The organism is Alteromonas sp. 5NW40-0090, assembly GCF_057552975.1.
On the sequence record NZ_BAAJLT010000004.1, the window covers coordinates 262,609 to 288,986 of the forward strand.

Below are 26,378 nucleotides of genomic sequence, written 5' to 3' on the forward strand. Positions count from 1 at the left end.
TTTTTTAACGTGGATCCTTGTTCGCGTAACGCGTCAGTAAGTCACTGTGCTAGAACATATAACGTCAGCCTTGCGCTAGTAAGAACGACACACAGTTTTACGTTGAACCTTTTACATTCAGCGTTTTAATTTGAACATCGCAACATGAATATCGCCTTCACAATGTGTTAGTGCATTGGGTGAAAATTAAGGTAACCGGATAATACAATTTTATGAGTGATTACAAAGCCACACTGAACCTTCCAGAAACTGCGTTCCCGATGCGCGGTAACCTTGCTCAGCGCGAGCCGAAAATGCTTAAAGACTGGCAGGAAAAAGGGGTATACAGCAAAATTCGTGAAGCGAAAAAAGGCAAAAAGCCATTTATTCTTCACGATGGCCCTCCTTATGCGAATGGCGATATTCACATTGGTCACGCGGTTAACAAAATTCTTAAAGACATTATTGTAAAGTCGAAAAACCTTTCTGACTTCGATTCTCCGTACGTTCCTGGGTGGGACTGCCACGGTTTGCCGATAGAATTGATGGTAGAAAAGAAAGTAGGTAAGCCAGGTAAGAAAGTTACGGCGGCTGAATTTCGTCAAAAGTGTCGCGAATATGCACAAAAGCAAATTGACGGCCAAATGGCTGACTTTAAACGCTTAGGTGTGTTTGGTGAGTGGGATAACCCATACAAAACAATGGACTTCAAATCTGAAGCCGACATCATTCGTGCATTAAGTAAAATTGTAGACTCTGGTCACTTAGAAAAGGGCTTCAAACCTGTTCACTGGTGTACAGATTGTGGTTCAGCACTTGCTGAAGCAGAAGTTGAATACAAAGACAAAGTATCACCGGCAATCGACGTTAAGTTCCCAGTGGCTGATGTGGCTGCTATCGCAGAAGCGTTTGGTGTGTCTGAAGGTGATTTAACCACACATAAAGCAGGCGTTGTAATTTGGACCACCACTCCCTGGACACTGCCGGCCAACCGTGCAATTAGCTTACACCCAGAGCTTACCTATGCAATTGTTGAAGTTCAGCCTTCAAACGAATGGCTAGTGGTCGCGCAGGACCTGCTTGAAAGCTGCATGAGCCGCTACGGCGTTGAGGATTTCCGTGAAGTGGCAACCTGTACTGGTGCTGCGCTTGATAAGCTTAAAGTTAATCACCCATTCTTAGACCTTGAAGTTCCGTTAATTCTAGGCGACCACGTTACAACTGAATCTGGTACAGGTTGTGTACACACAGCCCCAGCTCATGGTGTTGACGACTTTAACGTGGGCAAGCAATACGATATCGAAGTATACAATCCGGTAGGTAACAATGGCGTGTACCTCGAAAACACACCGCTGTTTGCAGGTCAGTTTGTATTTAAAGCCAACGATGAAATTATCGAAACGGTTAAAGAGAAGGGTAACCTTGTCCTAAACGTAAAATACGAGCACAGCTACCCGCATTGCTGGCGCCACAAAACGCCAATTATTTTCCGCGCTACGCCTCAGTGGTTTGTAAGCATGGATAAAAAAGGCCTTCGCGCTGAATCACTTGAACAGATTAAGCAAACCAAATGGATCCCAGATTGGGGCCAAAACCGCATTGAAAAAATGGTTGAAGGTCGTCCAGATTGGTGTATCTCTCGTCAACGTACGTGGGGCGTGCCTATTCCTTTGTACGTGCACAAACTTACCGGTGAAATCCACCCAGAGTCTGCGGCATTGATGGAAAAAGTGGCTCAAGAAGTTGAAGCTAAAGGCATTCAAGCGTGGTGGGATCTTGATGATGCAGCCCTGCTTGGTAGCGAACTAGATAACTACGAGAAAGTGACCGATACCTTAGACGTTTGGTTTGATTCAGGTGTGACGCACTACTTTGTTGTAGACCGTCGCGATGACATTCCGGCCTCTGCCGATTTGTATCTTGAAGGTTCAGACCAACACCGTGGTTGGTTTATGTCTTCGCTTATTTCCTCTACTGCCATGCACGGTCACGCGCCTTATAAAGAAGTGCTAACACACGGCTTTACGGTAGATGCCCACGGCAGAAAAATGTCGAAGTCGGTAGGTAACGTTGTGGCGCCTCAGGAAGTGACTAACAAATTAGGCGCAGACATCCTTCGTCTATGGGTAGCGTCTACGGATTATCGTGGTGAAATTGCAGTATCGGATGAAATTTTAAAGCGTGCTGCAGATGGCTATCGCCGCGTACGTAACACCGCACGCTTCTTGCTAGCGAACCTGAACGGTTTCTCGGTTGAAGATGCGGTTGCAGAAGAAGATATGGTCGCGCTTGACCGCTGGATTGTTGCTCGTGCTAAGGCACTTCAAGAAGAGCTTATCGAAGCGTATGACAACTACGACTTGCTGGTAGTGTCACAGAAGCTTACGCACTTCTGTTCAATTGAGCTGGGCTCATTCTATTTAGACGTGATTAAAGACCGCCAGTACACAGCTAAAGCAGATGGGCTAGCCCGTCGTTCATGCCAAACGGCCATGTATCATATCATTGAAGCATTGGTTCGCTGGATGGCGCCTATTACCAGCTTTACTGCACAAGAAATCTGGGAAACGCTGCCAGGTGAGCGCAGCGAGTTTGTATTCACTGAAACCTGGTATGAAGGGTTTAATAACTTCACGCAAAGCGATACGTTTAACGATGCCCTATGGCATCAAGTGCTAAGCGTAAAAGACGCGGCAAACCAAGCGATGGAACAGGCGCGTAAAGATGGCGAGCTAGGTGGCTCACTAGAAGCGAGCATTTCGCTTTATGCTACCGAGTCGTTGTACAACGTACTCGCAAAACTTGAAGACGAGCTACGCTTCGTACTTATTACGTCGGGCGTTACGCTAACGAAAGTCGACAGTGCACCGTCTGATGCGAAAGCCACAGACGTTGAAGGTTTATGGTTAAGCGTTGATAAAGCAAGCGGTGACAAATGTGTTCGCTGCTGGCATCACCGTGAAGATGTAGGCTCACATGCAGGTCACGAAGAGCTTTGCGGCCGCTGTGTGACAAACATTGACGGTGATGGAGAAGAGCGCCACTATGCTTAAGCTTTTTCGCGAAACAGGCTTGCGTTTTTTGTGGATAAGCGCGATTGCGTTTATCCTCGACCAATGGAGTAAGTACACGGTTATCGACAGTATGTCCTTGTATCAGTCGATACAGGTACTGCCGTTTTTTAACTTTACTTACGTGCATAATTACGGCGCCGCATTCAGCTTTCTAGAAAATGCCGGTGGTTGGCAGCGTTGGTTTTTTACTGCCATTGCCGTTTTAGTAAGTGCAGTTATTTTGTGGTGGCTTAAACAGTCACCTCGTTCGCAAAAAATGCTGCCGGTTGCATTTGCCTTTATCTTAGGTGGTGCACTAGGAAACGTTTACGACCGTTTAGTTCATGGTTATGTCATCGACTTTTTGGATTTTTACGTAAACAATTACCACTGGCCGGCGTTTAATATTGCCGATAGTGCCATATTCATAGGTGCGGCTTTACTCATCATCGACATGTTTAAAAATGGCGATAAAAAAAGTGAAGAAGGCGCAGACGCGCAAGTAAGTGGCGCGAAAAGTAGCGAAACCATTAAGTAGTATTCGGAAAGGTTATGACAGATTCTTTAGTAATTGGCGCAGATAGCGAAGTTATTCTTCACTTCGATTTAAAACTTGAAGACGGCTCCGCTGCTGACAGCACTCGAGTTAACAACAAACCTGCCAAAATGGTAATGGGTGACGGCAGCCTGACACCCAATTTTGAAGCGTGTTTACTCGGGCTTGCAAAGGGCGACAAAAAGTCATTTACATTAGGCCCTGAAGATGCTTTTGGTCAGTCTGATCCGAACAATATTCACTATATGGACAGAAGCCGCTTTGGTGCTGACTTGCAAGTAGAAGAGGGCATGATTCTAGCGTTTGCACAGCCAGATGGTTCGGAAATTCCTGGAATTATTCGAAGTGCTGCTGGAGACTCTGTTACGGTAGACTTCAATCATCCGTTAGCCGGTCAAACGGTTATCTTTGATGTGGAAATCATTGATGTTAAACCTGGCGCTTCTGCACAAGGTGGAAATTAGTTATGCAAATTCATTTAGCTAACCCTCGCGGTTTCTGCGCAGGCGTAGACAGAGCTATTACCATAGTCGAGCGCGCGCTTGAAATGTTCGAACCGCCCATTTATGTGCGCCACGAAGTGGTACACAATAAATTTGTGGTAGATGGGCTACGTGAGCGTGGAGCGTTATTTGTGGATGAACTTCACGAAGTACCAGACGACAGCATAGTAATATTTTCTGCCCATGGCGTATCGCAAGCGGTAAGAAAAGAAGCGGAAAATCGCGGTTTAAAGGTCTTTGACGCCACGTGCCCCTTAGTAACGAAAGTACATATGGAAGTTACCCGCGCTAGCAAAACGGGCACTGAATGTATCTTGATTGGTCATGCTGGTCACCCTGAAGTAGAGGGCACCATGGGGCAGTACAGCAATGAAGATGGCGGTATTTACTTAGTTGAATCTGAAGCTGATGTGGCAACGCTTGAAGTTAAAGACCCGACCAACCTTTATTATTGCAGCCAAACTACGCTGTCTGTTGATGATACCGCTGATGTTATCGATGCACTTCGCGCTAAGTTCCCCAAAATCAATGGCCCGAGAAAAGACGACATTTGCTATGCCACGCAGAATCGCCAAGATGCGGTGCGCGACCTAGCCCAAGATTGTCAGGTATTACTGGTTGTTGGTGCACAGAATAGCTCAAACTCGAACCGTCTTCGCGAGTTGGCTGAAAAAATTGGCGCAAAAGCGTATTTGATTGCTGATGCTAATTGTATTCAAGAGGAATGGCTGGAAGGTGTTGAGCATATTGGCGTTACCGCAGGCGCGTCAGCACCGGAAGTGTTAGTGCAAGGTGTGGTAAACAAGCTTAAAGCGTGGGGCGCAGTTTCAGCGTCTGAGCGTGCTGGACGCGAAGAGAATGTGGAATTTGCTGTACCTAAAGAGCTGCGCGTTAAACAAGTCGGTTAATTTAGCCGCAATATCACAATACATAAACACCGCACTTCGTTGCGGTGTTTTTTTATGCTTTTGTCTACTGGAAATTCAACGGCTTACGAATAGATAATAATACCTTAAATCAAAAGAGCTTTTAGCCAATTGCAAATTTAGTGAGAGGGAAGCGGCGTCATCTCAGCAATCGTTTTAGCGGGCGCGAAGCCTCAGAATCCTTACAGGGCAACCGCCGGTTTCGCAATACAGATTGTTTTAAATGCGCTACTAAACGGTTGCTCCTGTGCTATGTTTGATCAAGCTATGCTTAGGTTCACAACCAATTTGCCATGCAAAATATAGCTAAAAATTATACGTTTTGATAACCAATGATACCCAGTGTAATACGCTTTTGCCTTACTATACTAAATTGGTGATAACACCCATTCCTATATTTTGAATTTGGCAAAGGTGATGAAAGTTAAAAAAGTGGCGGTAAACCAAGTGAAAGGAAGCACGCTTTGCACGCAAGACGGTGTTGGTCTCATAGAGATCTTAATTACTCTGTTTATATTGGCAGTAGGTCTGCTAGGTGTCGCTGCGCTTCAATTTACCGGCTCTTTTGCTAACAAAGACGCAATTAGCAGGACGCAGGCTGAAATGGTTGCTGCACAAGTGGCAGAGCGATTAAGGGCTGCTGCTCGTCCAGCAACCGTTGGTGACGGCATGGTAGCGAACAACGACTACTTTTCGAACACTACTTACAATTTCTCAGGTCTTAGTTGTGCTAGCGCTGCTCAACCTTACTACGGCTGCTGTCTAACAAGACCCGCTGATATCCCCAATTGTGAAGGGCAATCTTGTACCGAAATTCAAATGGCCAAATACGACGGCTGGGCATTATCATGCTCTGCAGTACAAACCAATCCAAAAACCACAGTGTCTGTATCTTGTGCTGATAATAATACCGCTGATACGTACAGCTGTAGTCCGGGCTCTCGAGTGGAGGTTTTGCTTATGTGGCCAGTATCGTCGTCCGGTAATCAGCAATATCAGCTGAACTCTCGCTGCAATAAAGCCGATGGCGACAGCAATGCTTGTGTTTTTAAGGACATCACGCTATGAAGGCCCTAAATCAACGCAAACAGGTTGGTTTTTCCCTTGTAGAATTAATGATTACTTTGACGTTAGGTCTAGTTATCTCTGGGGCAGTGATTCAGGTATTGGTTAGCTCAAGTGTAACAAACAAGCTGAATCAAGCTGTGGCGCAAGTTCAAGAGTCAGGGCGTTTTATTATGGCGCGTTTGTCTGCAGAATTTTACGAAGTCGGACGCTATGACCAAATCGTCGCAAATGTCGACACATCTGTTGATATTGTTGCTGAAGCTGCTTATGTCGAAAATCATCCTATTGCCATAGCTGGTGACTTCCCCACGAAAACTACATTAGGAAGCGTACAAACGGGAAGCGGTGGCAGCGACAAACTCGTTGTCAGCCTATTAAATAACGAAGATTGTACAGGAAACTCGCATGGCTATGCGGGCCGTGAGTTTCACGTAGTTAATCATTATTTCGTCAGTGGCAACACGCTCAAATGTACGGGATACGATGGGCGCGTCCTTCTTGGCCTTAAATCGCAATCCGTTGCTCCCATTACTATCACTTTGTTAGACAATGTAGAAAGCTTTCAAGTGCAATTTGGAGTGTCAGACGTAATCACGGGTTCAAATGGTCAAGCCGTGACTTATGTAACAGCTGACGATATCGATAATTTAAGAGCCCTTAATCAACAAGTGGTGTCGTTACGCTGGGCTATTATGCTTAAAAGTTATCAGAATGAAGTGAGACAGAGTCAGACGCAAAAGTATGCGCTCTTAAATGAAGCATCGGTAACAATGGGAACCGCTCATTATTATCAAGTGTTTACAAAGACTTTAGCGCTGAGAAATATGAAAAATTTTGTCAGGAGTTCGCGATGAAACAGCAAGGCTTAGTTATGGTGTTTGCATTGCTTGTTTTACTGTCGATAACGGTTTTAGGCGTCAGTGCGGTAACAAGTAGTTTGTCCCAATCGAAAATGGCCGTGTCTATGCAGCAAAGCGGTTTAGCATTCGACGCCGCTGAGTCGGCAATTGCAGGCGTGTTCTTCGAGTCAGAAGATGAGTCCTTGCTAACTGATCCGACAAAAACTGACCCCCTCTCCGAAGCCAGACAAGGTAATATATTTGACCCTGACGTGGATACTATGAGCTGTTTCGACGATGACCAGTGGACTGATAGGTTCATGACTGATGGGGGGTTAGTGGTGGGAAACAGGCATATTACGGATGGTACTTACCAAAGTGCGGCTTCTTCAAAAAGCTGGTCGCGGACGGCGTTTATTCGTGAACAAGCTTGCCGGGGTTCAAGCAACGTGATTGGTGGAAGTAATATTAACTGCCACGTATTTATTATTAGAGGCTGCGGAAAAGTTTCGGGTAAGTCCACAGTGGTTGCCAACAGCTTGGCTGCATCCGTTTTTGGCCCGGCTTCACAATAGGTATTATGATGAAAAAAATAACACATTACCTTGCTTCTATTACGTTGTTTAGCTGTATTGGCTTTTCTGCCTTTGGCGATGATCTCGATATCTATCTAGGGAATGCTAGCAATGCGGTTACTTATAACCCCAATGTGCTCTTCATTATGGACTCATCGGGTAGTATGGGGTCTTACGATAACACCAGCCAGACCAGAATGCTCCGAGTGCAAAACGCGCTAAAAGACGCGCTGCGCTCTGCCACAAACATTAATGCCGGACTGATGCGCTTCTCTGATTATGGCGGTCCAATCCTTTATCCGATCCGTAATATTGATGAGGCTGTGCGTCCTGAAATTATTATTTCAACTAAAGACGATAACCATGATGCCCATGAAATAGATGGTAGTGTGACTACTGACAGCAACGATCTGATATTAAGTAGTGGCACACAAACCGTAACTTCTGGTTTGCGCTTTACTGATTTAAACATACCGCAAGGGGCCACTATCTTAAGTGCTAATATCCGCCTCACCTCTGAGAGGTTTAATGTTGCAGGAACTTCTCTTGTCATTTCAGCTGAAGCATCTGCTTCCAGTACCGCGTTTTCTTCTACCAGCAACAATCTAAGCGAAAGAGCCAAGACAGCCGCTAATGTCGAATGGTCGACCGATAACAGCTTTCCAGCCTCAGGTGAGGTTATTACCACGCCAGATATTAGTGCAGTCATTCAAGAAGTTGTGGATATGTCTGCTTGGTGTGGCGGGAAGGACTTAAATATTCTTATAGAAGGATCTAGTTCGGATGCAGCTAGCGGTCGAGAGGCAAGGGCGAGTGATGTAGGGCAAAGCGGTGCACCGCAATTAGTCGTTTCATATGACGATTCTACGGCGACGGGGTGCGTACAAGGGGAGGGTATCTATCAGGTTGGTAACGCTAAAGATAACTCTGAGGAGGACACTAATGGCTATCCGAATACAGGAAGTGAACTTACATTTCATCCAAATTATAACGATTACATAGGCGTTCGCTTTAGAAATGTAAATATTCCACAAGGCGCCGAAATAACAGAGGCGTATCTTGAGTTCACGGCTTACGGCACAGTGACCTACGGCAATCCAAGTATGCGAATTCGAGGTGTGGCCGATGATGATGCATCCGATTTTCATCCCAATAGGCGCTACCGCTTACGGAATCTGCCAAAGACCTCTGGCGTTACGTGGTCAATGCCAGCCTTCTATAATAACAACGATTATCGGACACCTGACATAAGCAGTATTGTTAAACAAATCGTCGACCGGTCTGGCTGGCAGTCGGGCAATGATATGGCTTTTGTAATGGACGATTTCGTGTCTTATAGAGGAGCGCATACCTACAATTCGCCATCTAAAGCGCCAAGACTAGTTGTTAAGTTTAATGGCGCAGCTACGCCTGGCGCTACAGCCTCAGTACGCGAACATTTAACCAGTAAGATTGATGAGTTGAGCGCGAACGGATTTACACCAATCGTAGATACGCTTTTAGAAGCAGCAAATTACTATGGCGGACGAAATGTCGATTATGGTCGAAAGCGTGGAGAAAGCGATGTTAGTTCATCAGTAAGACGGAGTACGCGGGTAAGTCATCGAAGCTCCTACATTGGTGCAGATTCCATTTTGCCGTCTGGATGCACAGAAGATAATTTATCCGACAGTGATTGCGTAACCGAACAAATTCCTACGCCCGCGACTTATATATCCCCTGTTTCTGACTTACAGTGCCAAACCAACAATCACATAGTACTGCTGTCTGACGGTGAAGCGAATAACAACCATAGTGTGTCTAAAATACAGACACTGTTGGGCAAAAGTTGTACTGGAAGTGGTGGCGAAAAGTGTGGTCTTGATTTAGTTAAAAATATCAGCGACAGCTCTACATCGGTTATTGGTCCTAGAGTGATAACGCACACGATAGGTTTCGCGGCGAATAATACCGCTAATAACTTCCTCAACCAACTTGCGCTGCAAAGTGGCGGAGGCTTTTATCAGGCAGACAATAGCACTGATTTGCTTGAAGCTTTCAATACTATCTTGCGTTCTGTTAAAGACGTGAACGCAACATTTGTTTCTCCTGGTGTTGCAGTGAACCAACTGAACCGCCTTACCCATAGAGATGAGCTGTATTTCGCACTATTTAAACCTAGCGAAGGCGCAATTTGGCCAGGCAATTTGAAACGCTATCGGTTAAGTGGTGACGAAATTCTGGATAAGAACAGCCACGGTGCAGTAGATAGCGAAACCGGGTTCTTTGCAGAGAATTCCCATAGCTATTGGTCGACACTTGCCGACGGTAGCGAGGTGAGTGAAGGTGGAGCAGCTAGTCGTCTGGGAATAAATCGTAACATTTATGTGTTTGATAGTGTGGGCACTATCGTGGGTGAGGACAATGCGCTTCATGAAGACAACTCTTCTATTACAACCGCAGATCTCGCCATTCAAAGTGAAGCCGACGCGAATGAGTTGAGAGATGCGATATTAAAGTGGGCGCGCGGTGTCGATGTTAAAGACAGCAATGGCAATGGCAGTACCAGTGACTATAGAACGCAAATGGGTGACCCTATTCATTCACAGCCAATTATTGTGAATTACGGCACTAACGATTCGGCCATTTTCGTTGCAACTAACCAAGGAATGCTTCACTCATTTGATACTGCTACCGGTGAAGAAAACTTTGCCATCATGCCAAAAGAACTGCTGCAAAACTTGCATCACTTCTATAAAGATACTCCATCGTTAGACCATGAATATGGCCTTGATGGTGACATGGTTCTTCGAACTGTTGAGGGCAAAAAATATCTTTACGTTGGTATGCGAAGAGGCGGCAGGAATTATTATGTCTTTGACGTTACAGCGAAAGACTCACCTAAGCTAAAATTTAAACTGACTGGCGGAGACGGATCCCTCACTAGGCTTGGTCAAACATGGTCAAAACCAACCATAACCAAAGTAAATATGGGTGGCGTTGTAAAAAATGTGATGATTGTTGGTGGCGGTTATGATGACGCTCAAGATGACCGCTCGTTAAGAGCTAACGACGTCGTGGGTAACGCAGTCTATATGTTTGATGCTGATACCGGAAGTCTACTTTGGCATGCCAGTAATGAGAATTCTGACCTTGATTTAGCTAACATGACTTACAGCATTCCTGGGCGTATTTCTGTTATAGACAGGGATAATGACGGGGAAGCCGATCATATGTATATCGCTGATACAGGCGGCCAACTGTTTCGCCTAGACATCTATAACGGTGAGTCTGGCGCTGACTTTATTAAAGGCGCACGCATTGCTGACTTCGGTGGCGATACAGAAGAAACCAATCGCCGTTTTTACTATGGTCCGGATGTAACGGAGATCGCGTTAGGTGATGAATTGTATTATGCCGTTGCGCTGGGGAGCGGATGGCGCGCATCTCCGCTTGATACAATAGTAGAAGACAATTTCTATATGCTTAAAGATAGCGGCGTCTTTAAACGTGATGAAAATGGCAGATATACTTACATGGAAACGGTGACCGAAAGTAAAATGTATAACGCAACGAGTCACGCCTTAAATAGTAGTGATGAAAGCGAACGAGCTCTGGCGGCAGCAGCGTTCGCCAATAAAGACGGGTGGTATTTAAACTTAACGATAAACGGTGAGAAAGTACTGTCGTCGCCGCTTATTATTGATTACAAAGTTTTCTTTACCACTTATATTCCAGCTGTTAGTAACACCAGTGCTTGTGCACCTCCAACGGGAAGTAGTCGAGCTTACCTTGTTAGTATGTTTAATGGTAACGCTGTCACTGATGTAAACAACGACGGTGAAGTTAATGCTGACGACAGGACTGCTGATTTAAAGCAAACGGGCATAGCACCGGAGACCAAAATACTAATAGAAGACATTGTTAGCCCTGTTGTGTGTTTGGGGACAGAGTGTGTTTCTGCGGTAATCGAGGTTGATGAAGATGGTAACGACGAAGCCTGTACCAGCGCATTTGAATGTTTAGCTGAAAATATTTACGGGCGATTTGAGCGTATTCAGCGCGGTAGTTGGCATTCGGAAACAGAAAGGGAATAATAATGAAGTTCAAAAAACAGTCACGCGGATTTTCACTTATTGAATTGATGATAGTGGTGGCTATTGTCGGCATAATCGCGGCCATTGCCTATCCGTCGTATCAGGGAGTAATTGCCGATGGTTATCGCGGTACTGGTCAGGCCGACCTGCTAGGCTTAGCGTCTGCGATGGAGCGGCATCACAGTGGTTCTTTTAGTTACAAAGGCGCAGGAGCTAGTGGGAGTGACACGGGGGCCCCTTCAATTTTCGCAACGCATTCGCCTTCCTCAGAGCCGGCGGCAAGCCGTAGATATAATTTAACTATTCAATCTGCAAGCGCAACTGATTTTGAGTTAAGAGCAACCCCTGTATCGGGCTCGGGCCAAGCTTCAGATGGTACCCTTTACTACTTCAGCGATGGTAGAAAAGGGTGGGACAAAAACAATAACGGCTCGCTTGAAACCGGTGAATATTGCTGGTCTTGCTAACGCTGAACTGATGCATCTTTTTATTACACCTTGGCGAACAATAATGCGCTAATGTGTGATTACCGGAATACCAAACACTGCCATATCCTCCCAGCGTTGCTCTACATTATCTTGCGTGTGGGCTAATCTCGTAGTATTTAACTGTTGTGTCTGTTCGTCTTGCAACTTTAATGTTGCCTGCAAAAGTACCCGCGTTTTAATCTCGCTAGAGAGTAAATAAACACTAGAGCTCATAAAAATAAAAAGCGCGATGAGTACCTCTATTAATACTCCGCCATTGCATCCATTGCCACGGAGAGATCTTAAGCTATCATTTTTAGGCGCAGTCACGTTTTTAGCTGCCAATATGCTTTTGAACTCTTTTTGATGTGGTTTTTTAATCGATGTCATACCAAGTTCCCGGAATAGGGATTATTTTCGCCATCTTAGTACCTGTCTGTAGATTTCTAAGAACCTGTGCTGAGGGTGTCAACAGGCCACTAATCTGCTGTTGAAACTGAGCATTAGATACGAATGCGCCTTCAATTGAGCTTGAATGGGCAAGGTGAAGTTCATGGGTAGCTGCAGATGTCGAAAGCATGACGATGAGCCCAGAGAAGTGAGTATTCGCACTTATAGTAACATTTCCATCTACCACGATTAGCAAGGTAGGTGCTGAACTCGATGTATGTGTTAGATCACTATACGTTAAAACGCAGTCTCCATTTATCCAATAGACGGTGGCATCCAGCAAGTTGTGGCAATCAGAAGCTGTCACGCTATTTGGAAAAAATGCTGAACTTAGCTCGGCCACACTTCGATTGAACAACCAAAGAGTTAGTTGGCTATCCCATGAAAATAGCTGCGCTGTGGTTGGCAGTCTTAGAAGGGCAGGGTAACGAAGAAAGTTAGCTTTATATTTAATGCTTTCTGTACTGTGAGAAACGCTTACTTCGTAGTGCGTGAGCGGCTGCTGTTCATCACCCTTTAGGCTTTCTTTAAGCACTGTAGTCGAGAGAAAAGGCTTGTTTGTAGTGCTTAGTGCCGTTGAAATGCTCTGTGTTCTAAGCGCCATTGCTACACTTTTAAGGTGTTTCTTTAACATTTCGTGAGAGCTTACACTATCTTGTCTGATTTTCTGAATGGCATAGTACTGTTGAACGTTTTGCGATGTGGTTATGGTAGTAAACGTTACTACACTCAGAAGTATGGCGACAATTGCGAGGACCACCATACCTTGTTGTTTCCCTTTTAAAAAGTAATGCGTGCACATAAAGCTTTGTCTGTACGTGGTGGTATTCTTCTTTTCTAATAATGCTTTACCTCTCATTAACTACCTCCACCACAAACGTTTTGCCTACCACAAAGCTGGGGTCTATCACACTTTGTAGGCTGAAGTTAATTTCATAAGCGGCACCCCAGCTGCTTTTGTGCATAATATTTGCAGAGAATTGAGTCACTTTGATAGTCTTTGGGTCGGTCAAGTCAAACCAACCCCCTTGTTCACAGGTTTTTCCTCCAACTCTGTATTCGATTGACTTATCGTGTAGTCGATACCCAAACATTTCATCTTGCGCCGCAGAAATGGCGCCGCTTCGATTTTTGTCATAGGAAAACGTAATACAGCTATTTGGTGTTTCACCAGCGCGGTGATCAAGAGTTACGTGTGGCGGTGAGTGGCTGTTACTTGCAAGAGCTAAAAATGGCGCAAGCGTGCTGTTATTTTCAACAAATCCAGCCCTGCTTAAATGCCGCGAAATAGTATCCTCTAGTGCTCGGGCGTCTTCTTCTATAGCGATGGCATGTTGTATCGACGATAAGCTCACATGAGACTGTACACTGTATGTTGTTATCGCTATTACTAGTATGCCTGACAGAGCGCAGGCCACCATAATCTCTGTAATGCTATAGCCACCAAATTTATTTGTGTTTGAGCAGTTTAATGTCTTCAAGAAGGTTAGCATGGCGGAATGCCTATAATGTACTGTTCGCTACATAATTTCACACGCCCAAGAGGGCTAATGGTTACTTTCGCTGCAAAATGGTTACTGGATAGCTTAAATGTTGTGGCGCTGCCGAAATCAAGCGTACCTTGTTGATTGAAAGCTACGGTTTTGTCTTTTTCATTCAGTGTTGTTAGCTTTGCATTCCATTTTGCTGGAAGCTCCCAATACGCGGCATCATTTTGCGCGCAGTGCCGGTATGTTGAACAGGTACAGTCTTCATAGTCACTGATTATTACGCAGTTCGCATTTTCAAATTTTGTGATTAGGTAAAAAGGCCTTTTACGGGTTAGTGCATAAATCCGCGCTTGCTTGGCGGCGTTGGCAAATTGCGACGCAAAATATTTGAAATCGTTTCGTTCTAACCACGCTTGAAATGACGGAACCGCGCTTACCGACAGTATACTTGTAATACATATTACGATAAGTAATTCAATGAGCGACATGCCTATTGCGCGCCCATACCCACTCTTTTCTCTGTTTTTATTTCTTCCTTCAGGAAAAGCCATACGCAAGTCCAGTAAAAGTGCTAACGGTAAATTGTTAGGCTTAATTTACTGAAAAACTTATTGAGAGAAAGCTGTACCATGGAAGGGAATGACATTGGGTTAGACAGGCAAAATATTTGGGCTGGATTTACACTTGTTGAGGCTCTAGCTGTGCTGGCTATCGTTGGTGTACTGAGCTTAGCAACGACTACTGCGGTTATTTCAACTTGGCAATCAAGCCAAGTAAATCAAGTAAAAGCGTACTTGTTATCAATTCAGTCTCTGCAGTCGAGAAGTTGGTTAGAATCTGGTGTTTATCTGCCGTTAACCGCACTTCCTCAAGCCAATATGGACAAAGTCAGCATCGCGCAAACGATGAGTCAAAGCGGTGAATATGAAATGGCAGCTACTCTCTTATTTAAGAAGCAGAGTGACAGTTGTAGAATTATAAGAATCAGTGAAACGTCGTTGGCCCCAAGAGAATGTTGGTAACAAAGTAATAGGCCTAGTTTATAAACTGCGTATACTAAACTCGGCTGGTAATTGTGGGAATTAACTTAGGCTATCAATTACAAGACAGCGCATTTCCATCTAAGTCTTCTTTTTTACCATCGCCGTCACTGTCTACAGCTACTGAAATTCTTCCGTACAAAGAGAGTAAAAGAGCAGACGCATAGTCGTCATCATTGTCCTTAGGACACAACGTAATTGTTGCTGCCGTACTGATTGCGCCTTGCTCATCAAAAGACAAGCTTCCTGTTACACCGTAGATAGCGTTTGCAGAGTTAAGCGGATCGCTCGCTATAATAAGCGACTCGCTATTGTCACGACTACCATTTCCGTTTGTATCTACAAATACCATTTTCGCTTTTTTCCAACTGCTGGTGCAGGCCTCGTAGTTTTCTGTTGGGCACAAAATGACACTGGCTTGCTCGTCTACCGCGGTGAACCTAGCCCGTTGAACAACGGCACTTAGATTATTTATATCTGAAGTGATTCTATTTTTGATAAGAACGCTCTGTATACTTGGAGCGACAGTAGTAAGAATTATCGCCACCACAGCAACGGCGACGAGCATTTCCAAGAGCGTAAGACCTCTTTGATTAATAAAGGCTTGTGAATGTTGTTTTAATTTTGTTCTTATCATTGTGAGGTTACTATTTTCCAAACTTTACTAAATCTTAGCTTATAGATTGCGCCGAACAAACGGTAGGTAAAGCTAATGCTCGTTGGGTGTCTGAGCCACTAGGACTGACCTTGAGCTAAAACCATCGCCACGTTAACTCTACTTTTTTATTCTATCTTTGATGTAATGAAACTACGCGATAAATATGCATTACTCACCTATATTTTAGGTTAAACTAAACTCTGACAATAAAGGTATGTTTTACCGTGATATCGCATCGTTGACCATACGCCTTACGGTTAACTATCTCACACGGGTCATGCTTACGCTTTAAAATAATTACTTAAAAAAAAGCTGTGCTTACCATTGCGACTAAGTACAGGGTTATTCAAATGATACGGGGATATCACTAACATCTAACGTGATATTGTCGTAGAATCGGGTTCCAGGACGCCTCAAAAATACGTGGATATTACAATGCAAAAACAAGCAGTTATTGATGAAATGAAAGTGCTGCCTGAAATCGATGTGGAATATGAAGTTGCACGTCGAGTATCGTTTATCAAAAAGCAGTTGCTTACCTCTGGTTTGAATTCACTGGTGCTGGGGATTAGTGGGGGAATTGATTCATGTACGTTGGGTCGTTTGGCTCAATTGGCTGTAAATGAATTAAATGATGAACATCACGAAAACTACCAGTTTATTGCAGTCCGCTTGCCTTATGATACACAAGCTGATGAAGAAGATGCACAGAAATCTATCGATTTTATTCAACCCTCTCACTCTCTTGCCGTGAATGTAAAACCTGGCGCAGATGCTATTCATGCGTCTACTTCACAAGCGCTTGCCAGTGCTAATCTTCTTCCTGACAATGAAGCGAAACAAGACTTTGTGAAAGGGAATGTTAAAGCACGCACTCGCATGGTTATACAGTATGAAATTGCGGGAATGGTTGACGGGCTGGTTTTAGGTACAGATCATTCGGCTGAAAATATTACAGGGTTTTATACCAAGTACGGTGATGGAGCGTGTGATTTAGCCCCGTTATTTGGACTTAGTAAGCGCCAAGTACGTGCAGTGGCTGCCCATTTAGGTGCACCGCACAATGTAATCACCAAAGCGCCAACCGCTGATTTAGAAAGCCTGTCGCCACAAAAAGCTGATGAGCAAGCGCTAGGCATGTCTTACGACCAAATCGATGATTTTTTGGAAGGCAAGCCTGTTTCTGCAGAAGTGGAAGAGAAATTGCTCTATATTTATGAGCGTACACAGCATAAGCGTGTGCCAATTCCAACAATTTACGATGAGTTGTAGTCATGAAAAAAATTGAAGCTATCATTAAACCGTTCAAAATGGACGATGTTAGGGAAGCGCTAGCTGAAGTCGGTATCGCAGGGATGACAGTGTCAGAAGTGAAGGGGTTCGGTCGCCAGAAAGGCCACACTGAACTTTATCGCGGTGCAGAGTATCAAGTAGACTTCCTACCTAAAATCAAAATTGAGCTTGTTTTAGATGATGACCGCGTTGAACAAGCGGTAGAAGCTATCCAGTCATCTGCAAAGACGGGTAAAATCGGCGACGGTAAGATCTTCGTCTACAGCGTCGAAAGTGCAGTACGCATTCGTACTGGTGAGCAAAACGAAGACGCGATTTAACGTGTATTAAACCATTCCTGCATTCCCATGCTTTGCTAGGAAGCTTCCCAGCGCCTTCCTGGTGGGCAATTATCTATGCAAAATGGTATTGCTTAGCAAATGAAAAAGGAGCCGATGGCTCCTTTTTGTTTATACAGATTCAATATTTATTGAAAAGTAAGGGAGGAATAGCTTAGTGGTCGTGGCCACAACCGCCTTCGCTGTGCACATGACCGTGCTCAAGCTCTTCTTGCGTAGCTTCACGCACGTCAACAACCGATACGTCGAAAGTTAACGGAATACCGGCAAGTGGGTGGTTACCATCAACAACAACCTCTTCGTCAGTTGTTTCAATAATAATTACCGATTGCTCACCCTGGGGCGTCGTTGCGCGGAAAGACATACCCACTTCAACATCCATACCGTCAAACATTGATCGTGGTACGGTTTGCACAAGTTCGTCAGCACGTTCACCGTAGGCTTTTTCAGGGGTTACTGAAACGTTGAAGCTATCTTCCTTCGATTTACCAATAAGTGCATCTTCTAGTCCTTCAATTAAGAAGCGACGGCCTAGTAGTACTACTAGTGGCGATTTCCCTTCTGAAGAGTCTAGCGTTGTGCCGTCTTCGGTAGATACGGTGTAGTGTAGCGTTACAACGCTGTCAGAAGTAATTGTCATAACAAATCCTATCTTGGCCCTTTCAGAATTCAGGGCAATAAATGTAATGCAGTAAAAACTGCTTATCGACGTTTTTTCACAATATTGCTAGCTTTCTGCTCAATACTGTACGGCAAAGCATTAGGGTAACAGGTAATGGCATTATTATCAGCCAATCTGTGTAAATCTTCGCTGGTGGTGTCGTTGTTCAACACAGCAATAAACCAGGTTTCTTCATCGAGCAACGCTACATTGAGTATTTTGCCTGCTATACGCCAATTTTCACCCAACTGCTTTTCTAATGCATCGCCAGGTTTAATATCTAGGTTACCTTCAAGCTTAAAGCTGTAGGCGGCGCGTTTGTTTTTACCTAAGAAGCGGGTTCGAGCCACCACCTCTTGCCCCATATAACAACCTTTATCAAAGTCGATACCGTTAAGCGCCTGCACATTTATCATTTGTGGCACATATTCCGCCACCGCGTCGCCTTGCACCAAAGCGTGTACGCTTTGAATTTGTATAGCGTCAAACACAGTTTGGGGATAGCAAGAAAGGGTTTGTGTTTCTATTAACGAATTTATTTGCTTTGCGCCATTATCTTCTAAAAGAACAATAATTCCTTTGCAGCTAGTATTGGCAAAATAGGCGACGCCGTGTTCGCTCTCGACTTTTTCAAGAGAACCATTGTCAGGAGTATCGCTCTCAAGAAGGCGTTCTACTTCGTTTTCGGAGAAAAGCTGGCTTAACGTTGCCTTTACTTCGTTAGTTTTCACCGCACAAAGCGAAATAAAGTGAGCACTGTATGTTTGTGTTTCGTCGCGGATATCAACCTTAGAGAACACACCATATTTATTAAGCTGTGCTAATGAATGATTACCCGCATCTTCATTGGTAATCAACAATAATTTGTTTTGGTGGCGAGTTACGTACCCGGTAGACCAGGTTTTGCCTTTGTTGTCACAATGGGCGAAGTGTCTGGCAGTACTATTGTCTAGCTTATTAATGTTGACCGTAATTTGCCCTTGCAGGTAACTGTCGGCCTGTTCTCCTTCCAAAGAAATTATCATGGCATTTGAAAGCTTGACCACAAATTCACTTGGAAGACGTTGTAATGATGCGATAGATGTCATATTCACCACTGTAAAATTCGCTGTATGTACTCAAGGTATGGTAAAACCAGCAATATTCAAGGGCAATACATGGGAATGTGCGCAGATTAAGTTCTATTTAGTTTGCCTATCTGACCAAAAGAGCAGTGATCCCCACGCATAGGGCATGGTATTATTGTTAGCGAATAAAAAACGGTATGAAAGACATATGTTTGAACCTAAAAGATTAGCCCGATTAAAGTGGGCATGCCGCAGAGGCATGCTAGAGTTAGACGTACTTTTACTTCCTTTCGTGGAAGAAGCCTTCGATTCTTTAAGTTATGAAGATCAAGAGACATTTGAACGTTTACTTACCAGCGACGACCCAGATCTGTTTGCATGGATCATGGGACACCAGAAGTGCGAAGATCCTGAGCTAGCCGCCATGGTGGCGACTATCGTCAACCGTGTCAAAGTATAGAATTTGCATTAAGCACAATAGGTTTAGAAGGTTATTTGGGGAAGTATGCGTTGCTATTTGTCTTTTCGCAGCATTGTGCAGCCTTCCTCAATACTTGTGGTCTTGGCTGAGCTTCTCAAAATTGATAGCGCTTGTTGCTGTTGCAACTACGTTGGTTATTTTCTGGCGTCTTTATGACGCGTTTAGTAACAAAATTTCTGCTACTCAATACGCTCTCTCTTTGACCAGCGATGGTATTATCCGGGTTGTTGACGACAGCACGCTCCCACTGGATTTGCAAAGCATGCCAAAAGGAAGCTTGTTAGTTGATGCTCAGGTCGACGGCATATCAATGAACATTCATCATTCTTCCCAGCTCTTTACTTGGGGGCTGTGTATCAATGTGCTGCGCCAAAAACGCAGATGGTTTGAAAAAGATCATAGCCATCTCGCTTGGATCTTAAAAGGTGAGTGCTGCGAAGCAGACTATCGCCGGTTGGCTAGAGCCATTATCTTGGCCCGAAAAGCAACGCCTTAAAGGAATTAAAAAGATGTTTCGTGAGTATATAAAAGCGTTATTTAAACGCGTTGACGCCAGGCAGCTTATGCAGTTTAAACCGCCTACGTTGCCTCAGCGCATCTATACCAAAACGCTCAATGTCGACAATGTGCACTACGCTTCTTTTTGCCAGGAAGTTGACTGGCCGGCAAATGAGCATGCCCATCCACTTTATTTGCAGATGCTTTCCTTACCATTGCAAATGCAGTGCTTGCTGGACAAGCAAAGCCCATTTCCTTTGCTTGGCCTTATCCACGCCGCTAACAAAGTATCGGTAATAGACCATTGCGATTTAAGCGAACCCTTTGAATGTCGCGTGCGTTTTCACGAAGTGAGACCGCATAACCGAGGTTGGGAAGTGGATGTGATGTTAGAAGCGCTGCAAACAGGGAACCTGGTTTACAGGGCGATAAGTAGTTACTTAGTGAAGGTTAAAGCCGTTCATGTTGCGCCACTGGGTGCTAAAAATGACTTTAATGACGATTGTGAACTAGAGAATAGGGCGCTCATCGGTGAAATTGTTGCTTCGGCTAATACAGGTCGCCGCTATGCAAAGCTTTCTGGTGACTATAACCCTATTCACTTGTCTGCAATATCTGCCAAAGTATTTGGGTTTAAACAGCCTATAGCGCACGGCATGTGGACATTGTCACGCGCTGTGTCGGCGTTTGTAAGTCATCAAGACTTTAGACAATCTATGAACGTAAAAGAAGTAAACTGCCGCTTTAGAAAGCCCGTGTTTTTGCCTTGTGACATTCACATTCAACAGCACTGTAAAACAGATAGTAGTGTGCTTATAGACGTTACCGATAGTAATGACAGCCTTGTGCACTTATCTGCTAGTTTAGCGTTTAATCAGGCTTAGCTTGACGTTTAATTAGGCTTGAATGGGTAAGCTAAAAGCAGTCAATTAGTTGAGATTGATGTTTAGTGAATTGTGAAAAGAGAGCATGCGATTTTTGCTCTCTTTTTATTTGATGCTTTCTATCGAGCACTAATTATAACTTTTTGGCCTTCATTCATTTTGGTTTAGCGGCCATGTTCCGCAGTTTCATTTAACGCAGTGTGCTAAATGAAGCTGCGTGAATACCCATTCTTCTTTGAAGGAGGCGCATTCAGTCTAGGCACCTTCTTCAATCCGAAATAGAGCATTATCATTATACTAGTCGGCATCAGCGAAGCTGTCTTGAGTAATTAGCGAGCCAACGTCAGCACCAGACAGTTGTTTTCTTGGAGTAAGAACTGTTGGCATCGGGTTGTCTACTTGCTCAGGGTGATCCAAATTAAAGTGTAACCCTCTGCTTTCTTTTCGCTCCATCGCGCATCGTACTATGAGTTCCGCAACTGTAACCAGGTTTCGAAGCTCTAGCAGGTTATTACTCACTCTGAAGTGTGAGTAATATTCAGTAATCTCTTGCTCTAGTAACTTAATTCGACGCATGGCACGTTCAAGTCGCTTATCTGTTCGCACAATGCCCACGTAGTCCCACATGAAAAGTCTAAGTTCATGCCAGTTGTGTTGAATGATGACTTCCTCATCCGAGTTAGAAACTTGGCTCTCATCCCAAGGCGCAATAGGCTCTTCACAGTCTGCACTGGGAAGGTTTTTAATAATATCTTCGGCTGCAGCGCTAGCGAACACCACGCATTCAAGCAAAGAGTTAGACGCCATACGGTTAGCACCATGTAGACCTGTGTAAGCTACTTCACCAATTGCATACACGTTATTCAGATCGGTTTTGGCATTAAAATCGGTCATTACGCCGCCGCAGCTGTAATGCGCAGCGGGCACGACCGGGATGGGCTCGCGGGTTATATCGATACCAAGCGAGCGACACTTGCGATAAATATTAGGAAAGTGTTTAACGATAAAGTCGGCCGGCTTGTGACTAATATCTAAGTACATACAGTCAGCGCCCAATCGCTTCATTTCGTAGTCGATAGCGCGGGCCACGACGTCGCGCGGTGCGAGATCGCCACGTTCATCGAATTTGTGCATAAAGCGGGTGCCGTCGGCGTGGCAGAGGTTTGCACCTTCGCCGCGCAGCGCTTCTGTAATCAAGAAGTTACGTGCCTGCGGGTGGAATAAGCAAGTAGGGTGGAACTGATTGAATTCCATGTTAGCTACACGGCAGCCTGCGCGCCATGCCATGGCAATGCCGTCTCCGCTCGACACATCGGGGTTCGATGTGTACTGATATACCTTACTTCCACCGCCGGTCGCCAATGCAACGAAAGGGGAGCGAATTACTTCAACGTGCTCTTGTTGCCTATTCCAAACATAGGCACCCACCACGCTGTTCTTTTTTTCTTTAGAAGGAATAAGGTCTATAGCGTTATAACGCTCAAACACGTGAATGTTTGGGTGAGTGGATACTGCGTCATTTAACGTAATTTGAAGCGCTTCGCCTGTGGCGTCGGCGGCGTGAAGAATGCGACGATGACTGTGTCCGCCCTCGCGGGTAAGGTGAAAGCGTTCCTCACCGGATTCACTTTTCTCTGTATCAAACGGCACACCGTAGCCGATAAGCCACTCAAGAGACGCCTTTGCTCGTTCTGCGGTAAATCTTACAGCAGGCTCTTCGCATAGCCCTGCGCCTGCGGCAAGCGTATCTTTTACGTGTGCGTCTATAGAGTCTTGTTCATCGAATACTGCGGCAATACCACCCTGTGCATAGCGGGTAGAGCCCTCATTGCGGTCACTTTTACTAAGTACAATAACCTGACAATGGTCGGCAAGCTTAAGCGCTAAGCTCAATCCTGCTGCGCCACTCCCAATAATCAATACGTCACAACGATGTTCTATTGCATTTGATGTGGAAGTTAGTGAAGACGATACAGATTTCATGTATTTTTATATCAATTCAAACGAGCAAAGGTTCGGCAAGTCTAAAGGATGAGTAGCAAAACACAATCATTCTTGCCCCCTGACTTAAGCATTTTTTAAAATATTTAATGCTTTTACAGAACTTTTGTAAAAAGAACGCGTCTACACACATGCTTGTTAGAGCTATGGTGTAGTTGAAGTAGGGAGTAATGGCTCGAATGAGCGAGCAGATAACCGACCAACAACTGGTCGAAAAAGTACAGCGTGGCGATAAAAATGCGTTCAACTTATTGGTAACTCGTTATCAACACAAAGTGATGCATCTTGTTTCTCGCTATGTAAAAAATACCGGTGACGTTGCTGATGTAACGCAAGAAGCGTTCATAAAAGCATACCGTGCCTTACCTAATTTTCGTGGCGACAGTGCATTTTATACTTGGCTCTATCGCATTGCGGTAAACAGTGCCAAGAACTATCTTGTATCTCAAGGTCGCAAGCCGCCTGCAAGCGATGTCGATGCTGACGAAGCTGATTTTTACGAAGGTAGCGATGCTTTAAAAGAGCAATCAACACCTGAACGAAGCCTGCTATCTGAGGAAATTGAAGAAACCCTGTTTAAGGTAGTTGAAAAGCTGCCGGACGATTTACGCATGGCGATAACGCTGCGTGAAATTGAAGGGTTGAGCTATGAAGAAATCGCGAACGTAATGTCGTGTCCTGTAGGTACGGTAAGATCCCGTATTTTTAGGGCCCGAGAGGCGATTGATAAAGTTATTCAACCGTTGTTAGAAAATTAAAAAGAAATAAAATCAAAAAAAGATGAACTTTCTTTTTTCCACGATGACTAACAGCTGTGTTAGGGTAGTTAACGATCACTTTGATCTGGAAATGAATATATGACGCAACAGCAAGAAAAATTGTCCGCATTCATGGATGGTGAGATAGAAGGCAATGACATCATCGATGCGATTAAGCACGATGAAGCGCTTCAAGCCAAATGGCAACGTTACCACGTGTATCGCGGTGCAATGCGAAAAGAGGCAAGCGTTGCTCCTCAGTTGGACATTACAGCAAGCGTAGCAGCTGCGCTTGAAAATGAGCCAGCCATAGTCGCACCTAAACGTTCGCGCTGGCAGTCGATACCATTGATTGGCAATGTCGTTCCTTTTGCGAAGCAGTCAGGCCAGTTTGCAGTAGCCGCATCGGTGGCAGTGGCAGTTATCTTTGGTGTTCAATACACTAATCAAGAAGCGCCTACTGAACCGTTCATGACAGCGCCAACGATTGCTCCTCAAGGCGGGTTGTCTCCAGTTAGTTTGGAACAAACCAGAACGCTACCGCGCAACGACATGAATGAAATGCTTGAGAAAAAGCGTAAAATTAATGCGCTGATTGCTGACCATGAGCAGCAAATAAAGCTTAAGCAAGCGCAGGAAGAGGAAAGTGAAAACGAGACAAGTGGACCAGAGCGTCCGTAGGTTTTCGCTAGGCTAATCAACATTAGTTGGAGTGCGCTTTCGTAAGTAAATTGCGGCTGACGTGCATTTCATATTTTAATCATACCAGCATATACTGCTGGTATGTTTGTTTTAAGGCGGGAAAAAATGCGCTGTAGTTCTATCCTTGCACTTTTTTTCATTTCGGGCGCGGCTATCCAGCCTTTGGCAGCCCAAACTACTTCGCCTAGCGAAGAGGCAAAAGCTCCTAGTGGGGCAGTCCAGAATGTAAACGATGGCGACGTTAAATCAAACGCCAAATCAGGGTCACGCACGAAGGCTGACCAAGGGGAGTCTGCTGAACCGGAAGACCCCATTCAAGCACAAATTGAGCAAAATGCGGCTTCGTCTAGCACGCGACAACCCCAATCGGCCAACCAGTGGTTAGCGGAACTTCAGAACATTATTACCAATGCCAATTTCCAAGTGTCTTTTGTGCAAACTATCACCGGCAAGGAAACTGTCCCCTATTTGTGGCGTCACGGAATAACGGAAGATGGCTCTGAGCTAGAGCAGCTAAACCTTCAAAATGGGCCAGGACGCGAGCTCATTCGCGTAAATGACGTCGTGAGTGTATTTGAGCCAGATGTACAACCCTATAGTTTGCGCTCGAAGCACATTAACGGGCCTATTCCTAGTGCACTACTTTATCACCCTGAACAGCTAGCTGAAGCTTATGAGTTTGTAGCGGTGGGCCGAGCCCGGGTGGCAGGGCGTTCAGCGCAGCAGATACGAATAGTCAGCCGAGATAATACGCGATTTGGCTACCAGCTTTGGCTGGATGAGTCATCTGGCATGTTGCTCAAACTGAACATGCTTGATTTGCAAGGGGCGCTATTAGAACAAATTCAGGTCACGGCATTTGCGATATCTGCAGAGCCTGCAGAATATTTCTCACGCATAAATTCGGCGTCGTTACCCGCGCCCATGGCGCTAAGCAACACGCCAAATCGTGCACACAAATGGGACGTCACCTATTTGCCGGCTGGCATGCGAGAAATAAAGCAAGACACAAGACGATTGGCCTTAACAGGGCAAATTGTAGAATATAAACTCTTTTCAGATGGATTGGTTGACGTATCTGTGTACGTTCAGCCTGCGGAAGATGCGTTAGGTGAAACGCTGGCGCTGCGTAATGAAGTGAGCACGTTCTTAACGTTAACAGACGGCAAGGCCCAGGTGACAGTGGTGGGAGAAATACCCTTGCAGACCGCGAACGCTATTGCTACGTCTTTACGCCCCGTAAGCAGTGTAAATGAATAACAGCGCGATTGAGTAACGATGATAAGAGAAACCGCCACCGTAGTTGCCGTTAATGGCGATACAGTAACCGTAGAAGCAGCGATTAAATCGACCTGTAACGCGTGCCAAGCACAAAGTGACTGTGGTACTGGCGTTATTTCTCGCGCGCTTGCACCGAAAACGCAGCAGTTGACGCTGCGTACTCCAATGCCTGTGAGGGTTGGCCAGGAAGTGACTGTAGGTATACCCGAAGCAGGGATTTTAAGCGCATCGGCTTGGTTGTATTTGCTACCGGTTATAGCGTTTATTGGGGCATATTCGTTGTCTATATCGTTGCTAAGCAGTACCGCCTTTACCCACGAGTTATGGGCCATGTTGCCAAGTGGGTTGGTTACCTTTTTTACCTATAAGTTAATTGCTTACAAATTGCATCGTGTAGAGCGTACAAAATATCAACCTGTCCTATTAAGCCAACAAGACCACAGCGCAGTAGAACGTTGAATTTTAGAAAGGCGTATCACTGGCTAAAGTGTTTCATGTAAAAGCATTGCATATGCAATTGATGCGCTAACTCATCAATGTAGCCAAGTTTTGAGATAGGAGGCAAAAGTCACGTCAGGTTGCCACTTCCTGTCGTTATGTTTCTTGAAAGTAATAAAATTTCCGCCACGCCAATTCGCTTTTCGCGCAAGAAATGGGTAAAATCCGCACGCGCTGCGTATAACCCTTAAAGTAAGGCAAGCAGCATTTTTTGTTTAATGAATTTTTCTGCAGGT

General features: G+C 44.9%; 27 protein-coding genes. 19 read left to right on the forward strand and 8 right to left on the reverse strand.

Going from position 1 to position 26,378, the window contains the following annotated elements; translation table 11 throughout:
- Positions 1–212: 212 nt before the first annotated feature.
- From ileS to AC27KT_RS06885, 9 genes are all read left to right on the forward strand, one after another.
- Entirely contained in the window at positions 213–3,032 is a 2,820-nt protein-coding gene (gene ileS / locus AC27KT_RS06845; RefSeq protein ID WP_487128520.1) for an isoleucine--tRNA ligase, read from the forward strand.
- Positions 3,025–3,570: a signal peptidase II gene (gene lspA, locus AC27KT_RS06850; RefSeq protein ID WP_487128522.1), complete on the forward strand. Its 546-nt coding sequence runs from the start codon at positions 3,025–3,027 to the stop codon at positions 3,568–3,570. Before ileS ends, lspA begins: the two co-directional genes overlap by 8 nt.
- Positions 3,571–3,584: 14 nt before the next feature.
- On the forward strand, positions 3,585–4,052 hold the full coding sequence (gene fkpB / locus AC27KT_RS06855; protein ID WP_334059677.1) for an FKBP-type peptidyl-prolyl cis-trans isomerase: 468 nt from the start codon (positions 3,585–3,587) through the stop codon (positions 4,050–4,052).
- A gap of 2 nt (positions 4,053–4,054) precedes the next feature.
- Complete coding sequence (gene ispH / locus AC27KT_RS06860; protein ID WP_487128524.1) at positions 4,055–4,999, forward strand: 4-hydroxy-3-methylbut-2-enyl diphosphate reductase; 945 nt, start codon at positions 4,055–4,057, stop codon at positions 4,997–4,999.
- 435 nt (positions 5,000–5,434) lie between these two features.
- A complete protein-coding gene (gene pilV / locus AC27KT_RS06865) occupies positions 5,435–6,085 on the forward strand; it encodes a type IV pilus modification protein PilV (RefSeq protein WP_487128526.1) in 651 nt (216 codons plus the stop codon).
- Positions 6,082–6,939 (forward strand): PilW family protein, encoded by an 858-nt coding sequence (locus AC27KT_RS06870; RefSeq protein ID WP_487128528.1) that lies wholly within the window; start codon positions 6,082–6,084, stop codon positions 6,937–6,939. The genes pilV and AC27KT_RS06870 overlap by 4 nt, the downstream gene beginning before the upstream one ends.
- A complete protein-coding gene (locus AC27KT_RS06875; RefSeq protein ID WP_487128530.1) occupies positions 6,936–7,499 on the forward strand; it encodes a pilus assembly PilX family protein in 564 nt (187 codons plus the stop codon). The genes AC27KT_RS06870 and AC27KT_RS06875 overlap by 4 nt, the downstream gene beginning before the upstream one ends.
- Positions 7,500–7,507: 8 nt before the next feature.
- Positions 7,508–11,575, forward strand: coding sequence for a PilC/PilY family type IV pilus protein (locus tag AC27KT_RS06880; RefSeq protein WP_487128532.1), 4,068 nt, complete (start codon positions 7,508–7,510; stop codon positions 11,573–11,575).
- 2 nt (positions 11,576–11,577) lie between these two features.
- The gene (locus AC27KT_RS06885; RefSeq protein WP_487128534.1) at positions 11,578–12,042 is read left to right on the forward strand and encodes a type IV pilin protein; all 465 of its coding nucleotides are present in this window, start codon (positions 11,578–11,580) and stop codon (positions 12,040–12,042) included.
- Between the two features lie 48 nt (positions 12,043–12,090).
- Here AC27KT_RS06885 and AC27KT_RS06890 read toward each other — a convergent pair whose 3' ends face one another.
- The 4 genes from AC27KT_RS06890 to AC27KT_RS06905 are packed head-to-tail and all read right to left on the reverse strand — an operon-like array spanning position 12,091 to position 14,533.
- Positions 12,091–12,432: a hypothetical protein gene (locus AC27KT_RS06890; protein WP_487128536.1), complete on the reverse strand. Its 342-nt coding sequence runs from the start codon at positions 12,430–12,432 to the stop codon at positions 12,091–12,093.
- Entirely contained in the window at positions 12,419–13,351 is a 933-nt protein-coding gene (locus tag AC27KT_RS06895; RefSeq protein WP_487128538.1) for a hypothetical protein, read from the reverse strand. Before AC27KT_RS06895 ends, AC27KT_RS06890 begins: the two co-directional genes overlap by 14 nt.
- Positions 13,341–13,985, reverse strand: coding sequence for a potassium:proton antiporter (locus AC27KT_RS06900; RefSeq protein ID WP_487128540.1), 645 nt, complete (start codon positions 13,983–13,985; stop codon positions 13,341–13,343). Before AC27KT_RS06900 ends, AC27KT_RS06895 begins: the two co-directional genes overlap by 11 nt.
- Positions 13,979–14,533, reverse strand: a complete 555-nt coding sequence (locus AC27KT_RS06905) for a pilus assembly FimT family protein (RefSeq protein WP_487128542.1) — start codon at positions 14,531–14,533, stop codon at positions 13,979–13,981. The genes AC27KT_RS06900 and AC27KT_RS06905 overlap by 7 nt, the downstream gene beginning before the upstream one ends.
- 78 nt (positions 14,534–14,611) lie before the next feature.
- On the opposite strand from AC27KT_RS06905, the gene AC27KT_RS06910 reads away from it, so the two are divergent.
- Positions 14,612–15,004, forward strand: a complete 393-nt coding sequence (locus AC27KT_RS06910; RefSeq protein WP_487128544.1) for a type II secretion system protein — start codon at positions 14,612–14,614, stop codon at positions 15,002–15,004.
- A gap of 73 nt (positions 15,005–15,077) precedes the next feature.
- Here the strand turns inward: AC27KT_RS06910 and AC27KT_RS06915 are convergent, their stop codons facing one another.
- Positions 15,078–15,659 (reverse strand): GspH/FimT family pseudopilin, encoded by a 582-nt coding sequence (locus tag AC27KT_RS06915; protein WP_487128546.1) that lies wholly within the window; start codon positions 15,657–15,659, stop codon positions 15,078–15,080.
- Positions 15,660–16,115: 456 nt separating this feature from the next.
- Here AC27KT_RS06915 and nadE point away from each other — a divergent pair, with 456 nt between their 5' ends.
- Both nadE and AC27KT_RS06925 read left to right on the forward strand, forming a co-directional pair.
- Positions 16,116–16,952: an ammonia-dependent NAD(+) synthetase gene (gene nadE, locus AC27KT_RS06920; protein ID WP_487128548.1), complete on the forward strand. Its 837-nt coding sequence runs from the start codon at positions 16,116–16,118 to the stop codon at positions 16,950–16,952.
- Between the two features lie 2 nt (positions 16,953–16,954).
- Positions 16,955–17,293 carry a P-II family nitrogen regulator gene (locus tag AC27KT_RS06925; RefSeq protein ID WP_012517511.1) on the forward strand — a complete coding sequence of 113 codons (339 nt, stop codon included), beginning with the start codon at positions 16,955–16,957 and terminating at the stop codon, positions 17,291–17,293.
- A 172-nt stretch (positions 17,294–17,465) separates the two neighbouring features.
- On the opposite strand, the gene AC27KT_RS06930 is transcribed toward AC27KT_RS06925, so the two are convergent.
- The gene (locus AC27KT_RS06930) at positions 17,466–17,951 is read right to left on the reverse strand and encodes an FKBP-type peptidyl-prolyl cis-trans isomerase (protein ID WP_039216984.1); all 486 of its coding nucleotides are present in this window, start codon (positions 17,949–17,951) and stop codon (positions 17,466–17,468) included.
- A gap of 62 nt (positions 17,952–18,013) precedes the next feature.
- On the reverse strand, positions 18,014–19,060 hold the full coding sequence (gene ygfZ / locus AC27KT_RS06935) for a CAF17-like 4Fe-4S cluster assembly/insertion protein YgfZ (protein ID WP_487128551.1): 1,047 nt from the start codon (positions 19,058–19,060) through the stop codon (positions 18,014–18,016).
- Positions 19,061–19,247: 187 nt separating this feature from the next.
- On the opposite strand from ygfZ, the gene AC27KT_RS06940 reads away from it, so the two are divergent.
- The 3 genes from AC27KT_RS06940 (at position 19,248) to AC27KT_RS06950 (ending at position 20,902) form a co-directional block, all read left to right on the forward strand.
- Positions 19,248–19,499 carry an FAD assembly factor SdhE gene (locus AC27KT_RS06940; protein ID WP_014950112.1) on the forward strand — a complete coding sequence of 84 codons (252 nt, stop codon included), beginning with the start codon at positions 19,248–19,250 and terminating at the stop codon, positions 19,497–19,499.
- 121 nt (positions 19,500–19,620) lie between these two features.
- The gene (locus AC27KT_RS06945; RefSeq protein WP_487128553.1) at positions 19,621–20,016 is read left to right on the forward strand and encodes a hypothetical protein; all 396 of its coding nucleotides are present in this window, start codon (positions 19,621–19,623) and stop codon (positions 20,014–20,016) included.
- Positions 20,017–20,029: 13 nt separating this feature from the next.
- Positions 20,030–20,902, forward strand: a complete 873-nt coding sequence (locus tag AC27KT_RS06950; protein ID WP_487128555.1) for a MaoC family dehydratase — start codon at positions 20,030–20,032, stop codon at positions 20,900–20,902.
- 297 nt (positions 20,903–21,199) lie between these two features.
- Here AC27KT_RS06950 and nadB read toward each other — a convergent pair whose 3' ends face one another.
- Positions 21,200–22,885 carry an L-aspartate oxidase gene (gene nadB, locus AC27KT_RS06955; protein ID WP_487128557.1) on the reverse strand — a complete coding sequence of 562 codons (1,686 nt, stop codon included), beginning with the start codon at positions 22,883–22,885 and terminating at the stop codon, positions 21,200–21,202.
- Positions 22,886–23,082: 197 nt separating this feature from the next.
- Here nadB and rpoE point away from each other — a divergent pair, with 197 nt between their 5' ends.
- The 4 genes from rpoE (at position 23,083) to AC27KT_RS06975 (ending at position 26,103) form a co-directional block, all read left to right on the forward strand.
- Positions 23,083–23,661, forward strand: a complete 579-nt coding sequence (gene rpoE, locus AC27KT_RS06960; RefSeq protein WP_012518957.1) for an RNA polymerase sigma factor RpoE — start codon at positions 23,083–23,085, stop codon at positions 23,659–23,661.
- Between the two features lie 99 nt (positions 23,662–23,760).
- Positions 23,761–24,342, forward strand: coding sequence for a sigma-E factor negative regulatory protein (locus AC27KT_RS06965; RefSeq protein ID WP_487128559.1), 582 nt, complete (start codon positions 23,761–23,763; stop codon positions 24,340–24,342).
- A gap of 126 nt (positions 24,343–24,468) precedes the next feature.
- Positions 24,469–25,623 (forward strand): MucB/RseB C-terminal domain-containing protein, encoded by a 1,155-nt coding sequence (locus AC27KT_RS06970; protein ID WP_487128561.1) that lies wholly within the window; start codon positions 24,469–24,471, stop codon positions 25,621–25,623.
- An 18-nt stretch (positions 25,624–25,641) separates the two neighbouring features.
- Positions 25,642–26,103 (forward strand): SoxR reducing system RseC family protein, encoded by a 462-nt coding sequence (locus AC27KT_RS06975; protein ID WP_487128563.1) that lies wholly within the window; start codon positions 25,642–25,644, stop codon positions 26,101–26,103.
- Positions 26,104–26,378 lie beyond the last annotated feature (275 nt).

Coding starts and splice junctions, on each gene's coding strand:
- ileS (WP_487128520.1), top strand. CDS start 213: ATGAGTGATTACAAAGCCACACTGAACCTTCCAGAAACTGCGTTCCCG.
- lspA (WP_487128522.1), top strand. CDS start 3,025: ATGCTTAAGCTTTTTCGCGAAACAGGCTTGCGTTTTTTGTGGATAAGC.
- fkpB (WP_334059677.1), top strand. CDS start 3,585: ATGACAGATTCTTTAGTAATTGGCGCAGATAGCGAAGTTATTCTTCAC.
- ispH (WP_487128524.1), top strand. CDS start 4,055: ATGCAAATTCATTTAGCTAACCCTCGCGGTTTCTGCGCAGGCGTAGAC.
- pilV (WP_487128526.1), top strand. CDS start 5,435: ATGAAAGTTAAAAAAGTGGCGGTAAACCAAGTGAAAGGAAGCACGCTT.
- AC27KT_RS06870 (WP_487128528.1), top strand. CDS start 6,082: ATGAAGGCCCTAAATCAACGCAAACAGGTTGGTTTTTCCCTTGTAGAA.
- AC27KT_RS06875 (WP_487128530.1), top strand. CDS start 6,936: ATGAAACAGCAAGGCTTAGTTATGGTGTTTGCATTGCTTGTTTTACTG.
- AC27KT_RS06880 (WP_487128532.1), top strand. CDS start 7,508: ATGAAAAAAATAACACATTACCTTGCTTCTATTACGTTGTTTAGCTGT.
- AC27KT_RS06885 (WP_487128534.1), top strand. CDS start 11,578: ATGAAGTTCAAAAAACAGTCACGCGGATTTTCACTTATTGAATTGATG.
- AC27KT_RS06890 (WP_487128536.1), bottom strand. CDS start 12,432: ATGACATCGATTAAAAAACCACATCAAAAAGAGTTCAAAAGCATATTG.
- AC27KT_RS06895 (WP_487128538.1), bottom strand. CDS start 13,351: ATGAGAGGTAAAGCATTATTAGAAAAGAAGAATACCACCACGTACAGA.
- AC27KT_RS06900 (WP_487128540.1), bottom strand. CDS start 13,985: ATGCTAACCTTCTTGAAGACATTAAACTGCTCAAACACAAATAAATTT.
- AC27KT_RS06905 (WP_487128542.1), bottom strand. CDS start 14,533: ATGGCTTTTCCTGAAGGAAGAAATAAAAACAGAGAAAAGAGTGGGTAT.
- AC27KT_RS06910 (WP_487128544.1), top strand. CDS start 14,612: ATGGAAGGGAATGACATTGGGTTAGACAGGCAAAATATTTGGGCTGGA.
- AC27KT_RS06915 (WP_487128546.1), bottom strand. CDS start 15,659: ATGATAAGAACAAAATTAAAACAACATTCACAAGCCTTTATTAATCAA.
- nadE (WP_487128548.1), top strand. CDS start 16,116: ATGCAAAAACAAGCAGTTATTGATGAAATGAAAGTGCTGCCTGAAATC.
- AC27KT_RS06925 (WP_012517511.1), top strand. CDS start 16,955: ATGAAAAAAATTGAAGCTATCATTAAACCGTTCAAAATGGACGATGTT.
- AC27KT_RS06930 (WP_039216984.1), bottom strand. CDS start 17,951: ATGACAATTACTTCTGACAGCGTTGTAACGCTACACTACACCGTATCT.
- ygfZ (WP_487128551.1), bottom strand. CDS start 19,060: ATGACATCTATCGCATCATTACAACGTCTTCCAAGTGAATTTGTGGTC.
- AC27KT_RS06940 (WP_014950112.1), top strand. CDS start 19,248: ATGTTTGAACCTAAAAGATTAGCCCGATTAAAGTGGGCATGCCGCAGA.
- AC27KT_RS06950 (WP_487128555.1), top strand. CDS start 20,030: ATGTTTCGTGAGTATATAAAAGCGTTATTTAAACGCGTTGACGCCAGG.
- nadB (WP_487128557.1), bottom strand. CDS start 22,885: ATGAAATCTGTATCGTCTTCACTAACTTCCACATCAAATGCAATAGAA.
- rpoE (WP_012518957.1), top strand. CDS start 23,083: ATGAGCGAGCAGATAACCGACCAACAACTGGTCGAAAAAGTACAGCGT.
- AC27KT_RS06965 (WP_487128559.1), top strand. CDS start 23,761: ATGACGCAACAGCAAGAAAAATTGTCCGCATTCATGGATGGTGAGATA.
- AC27KT_RS06970 (WP_487128561.1), top strand. CDS start 24,469: ATGCGCTGTAGTTCTATCCTTGCACTTTTTTTCATTTCGGGCGCGGCT.
- AC27KT_RS06975 (WP_487128563.1), top strand. CDS start 25,642: ATGATAAGAGAAACCGCCACCGTAGTTGCCGTTAATGGCGATACAGTA.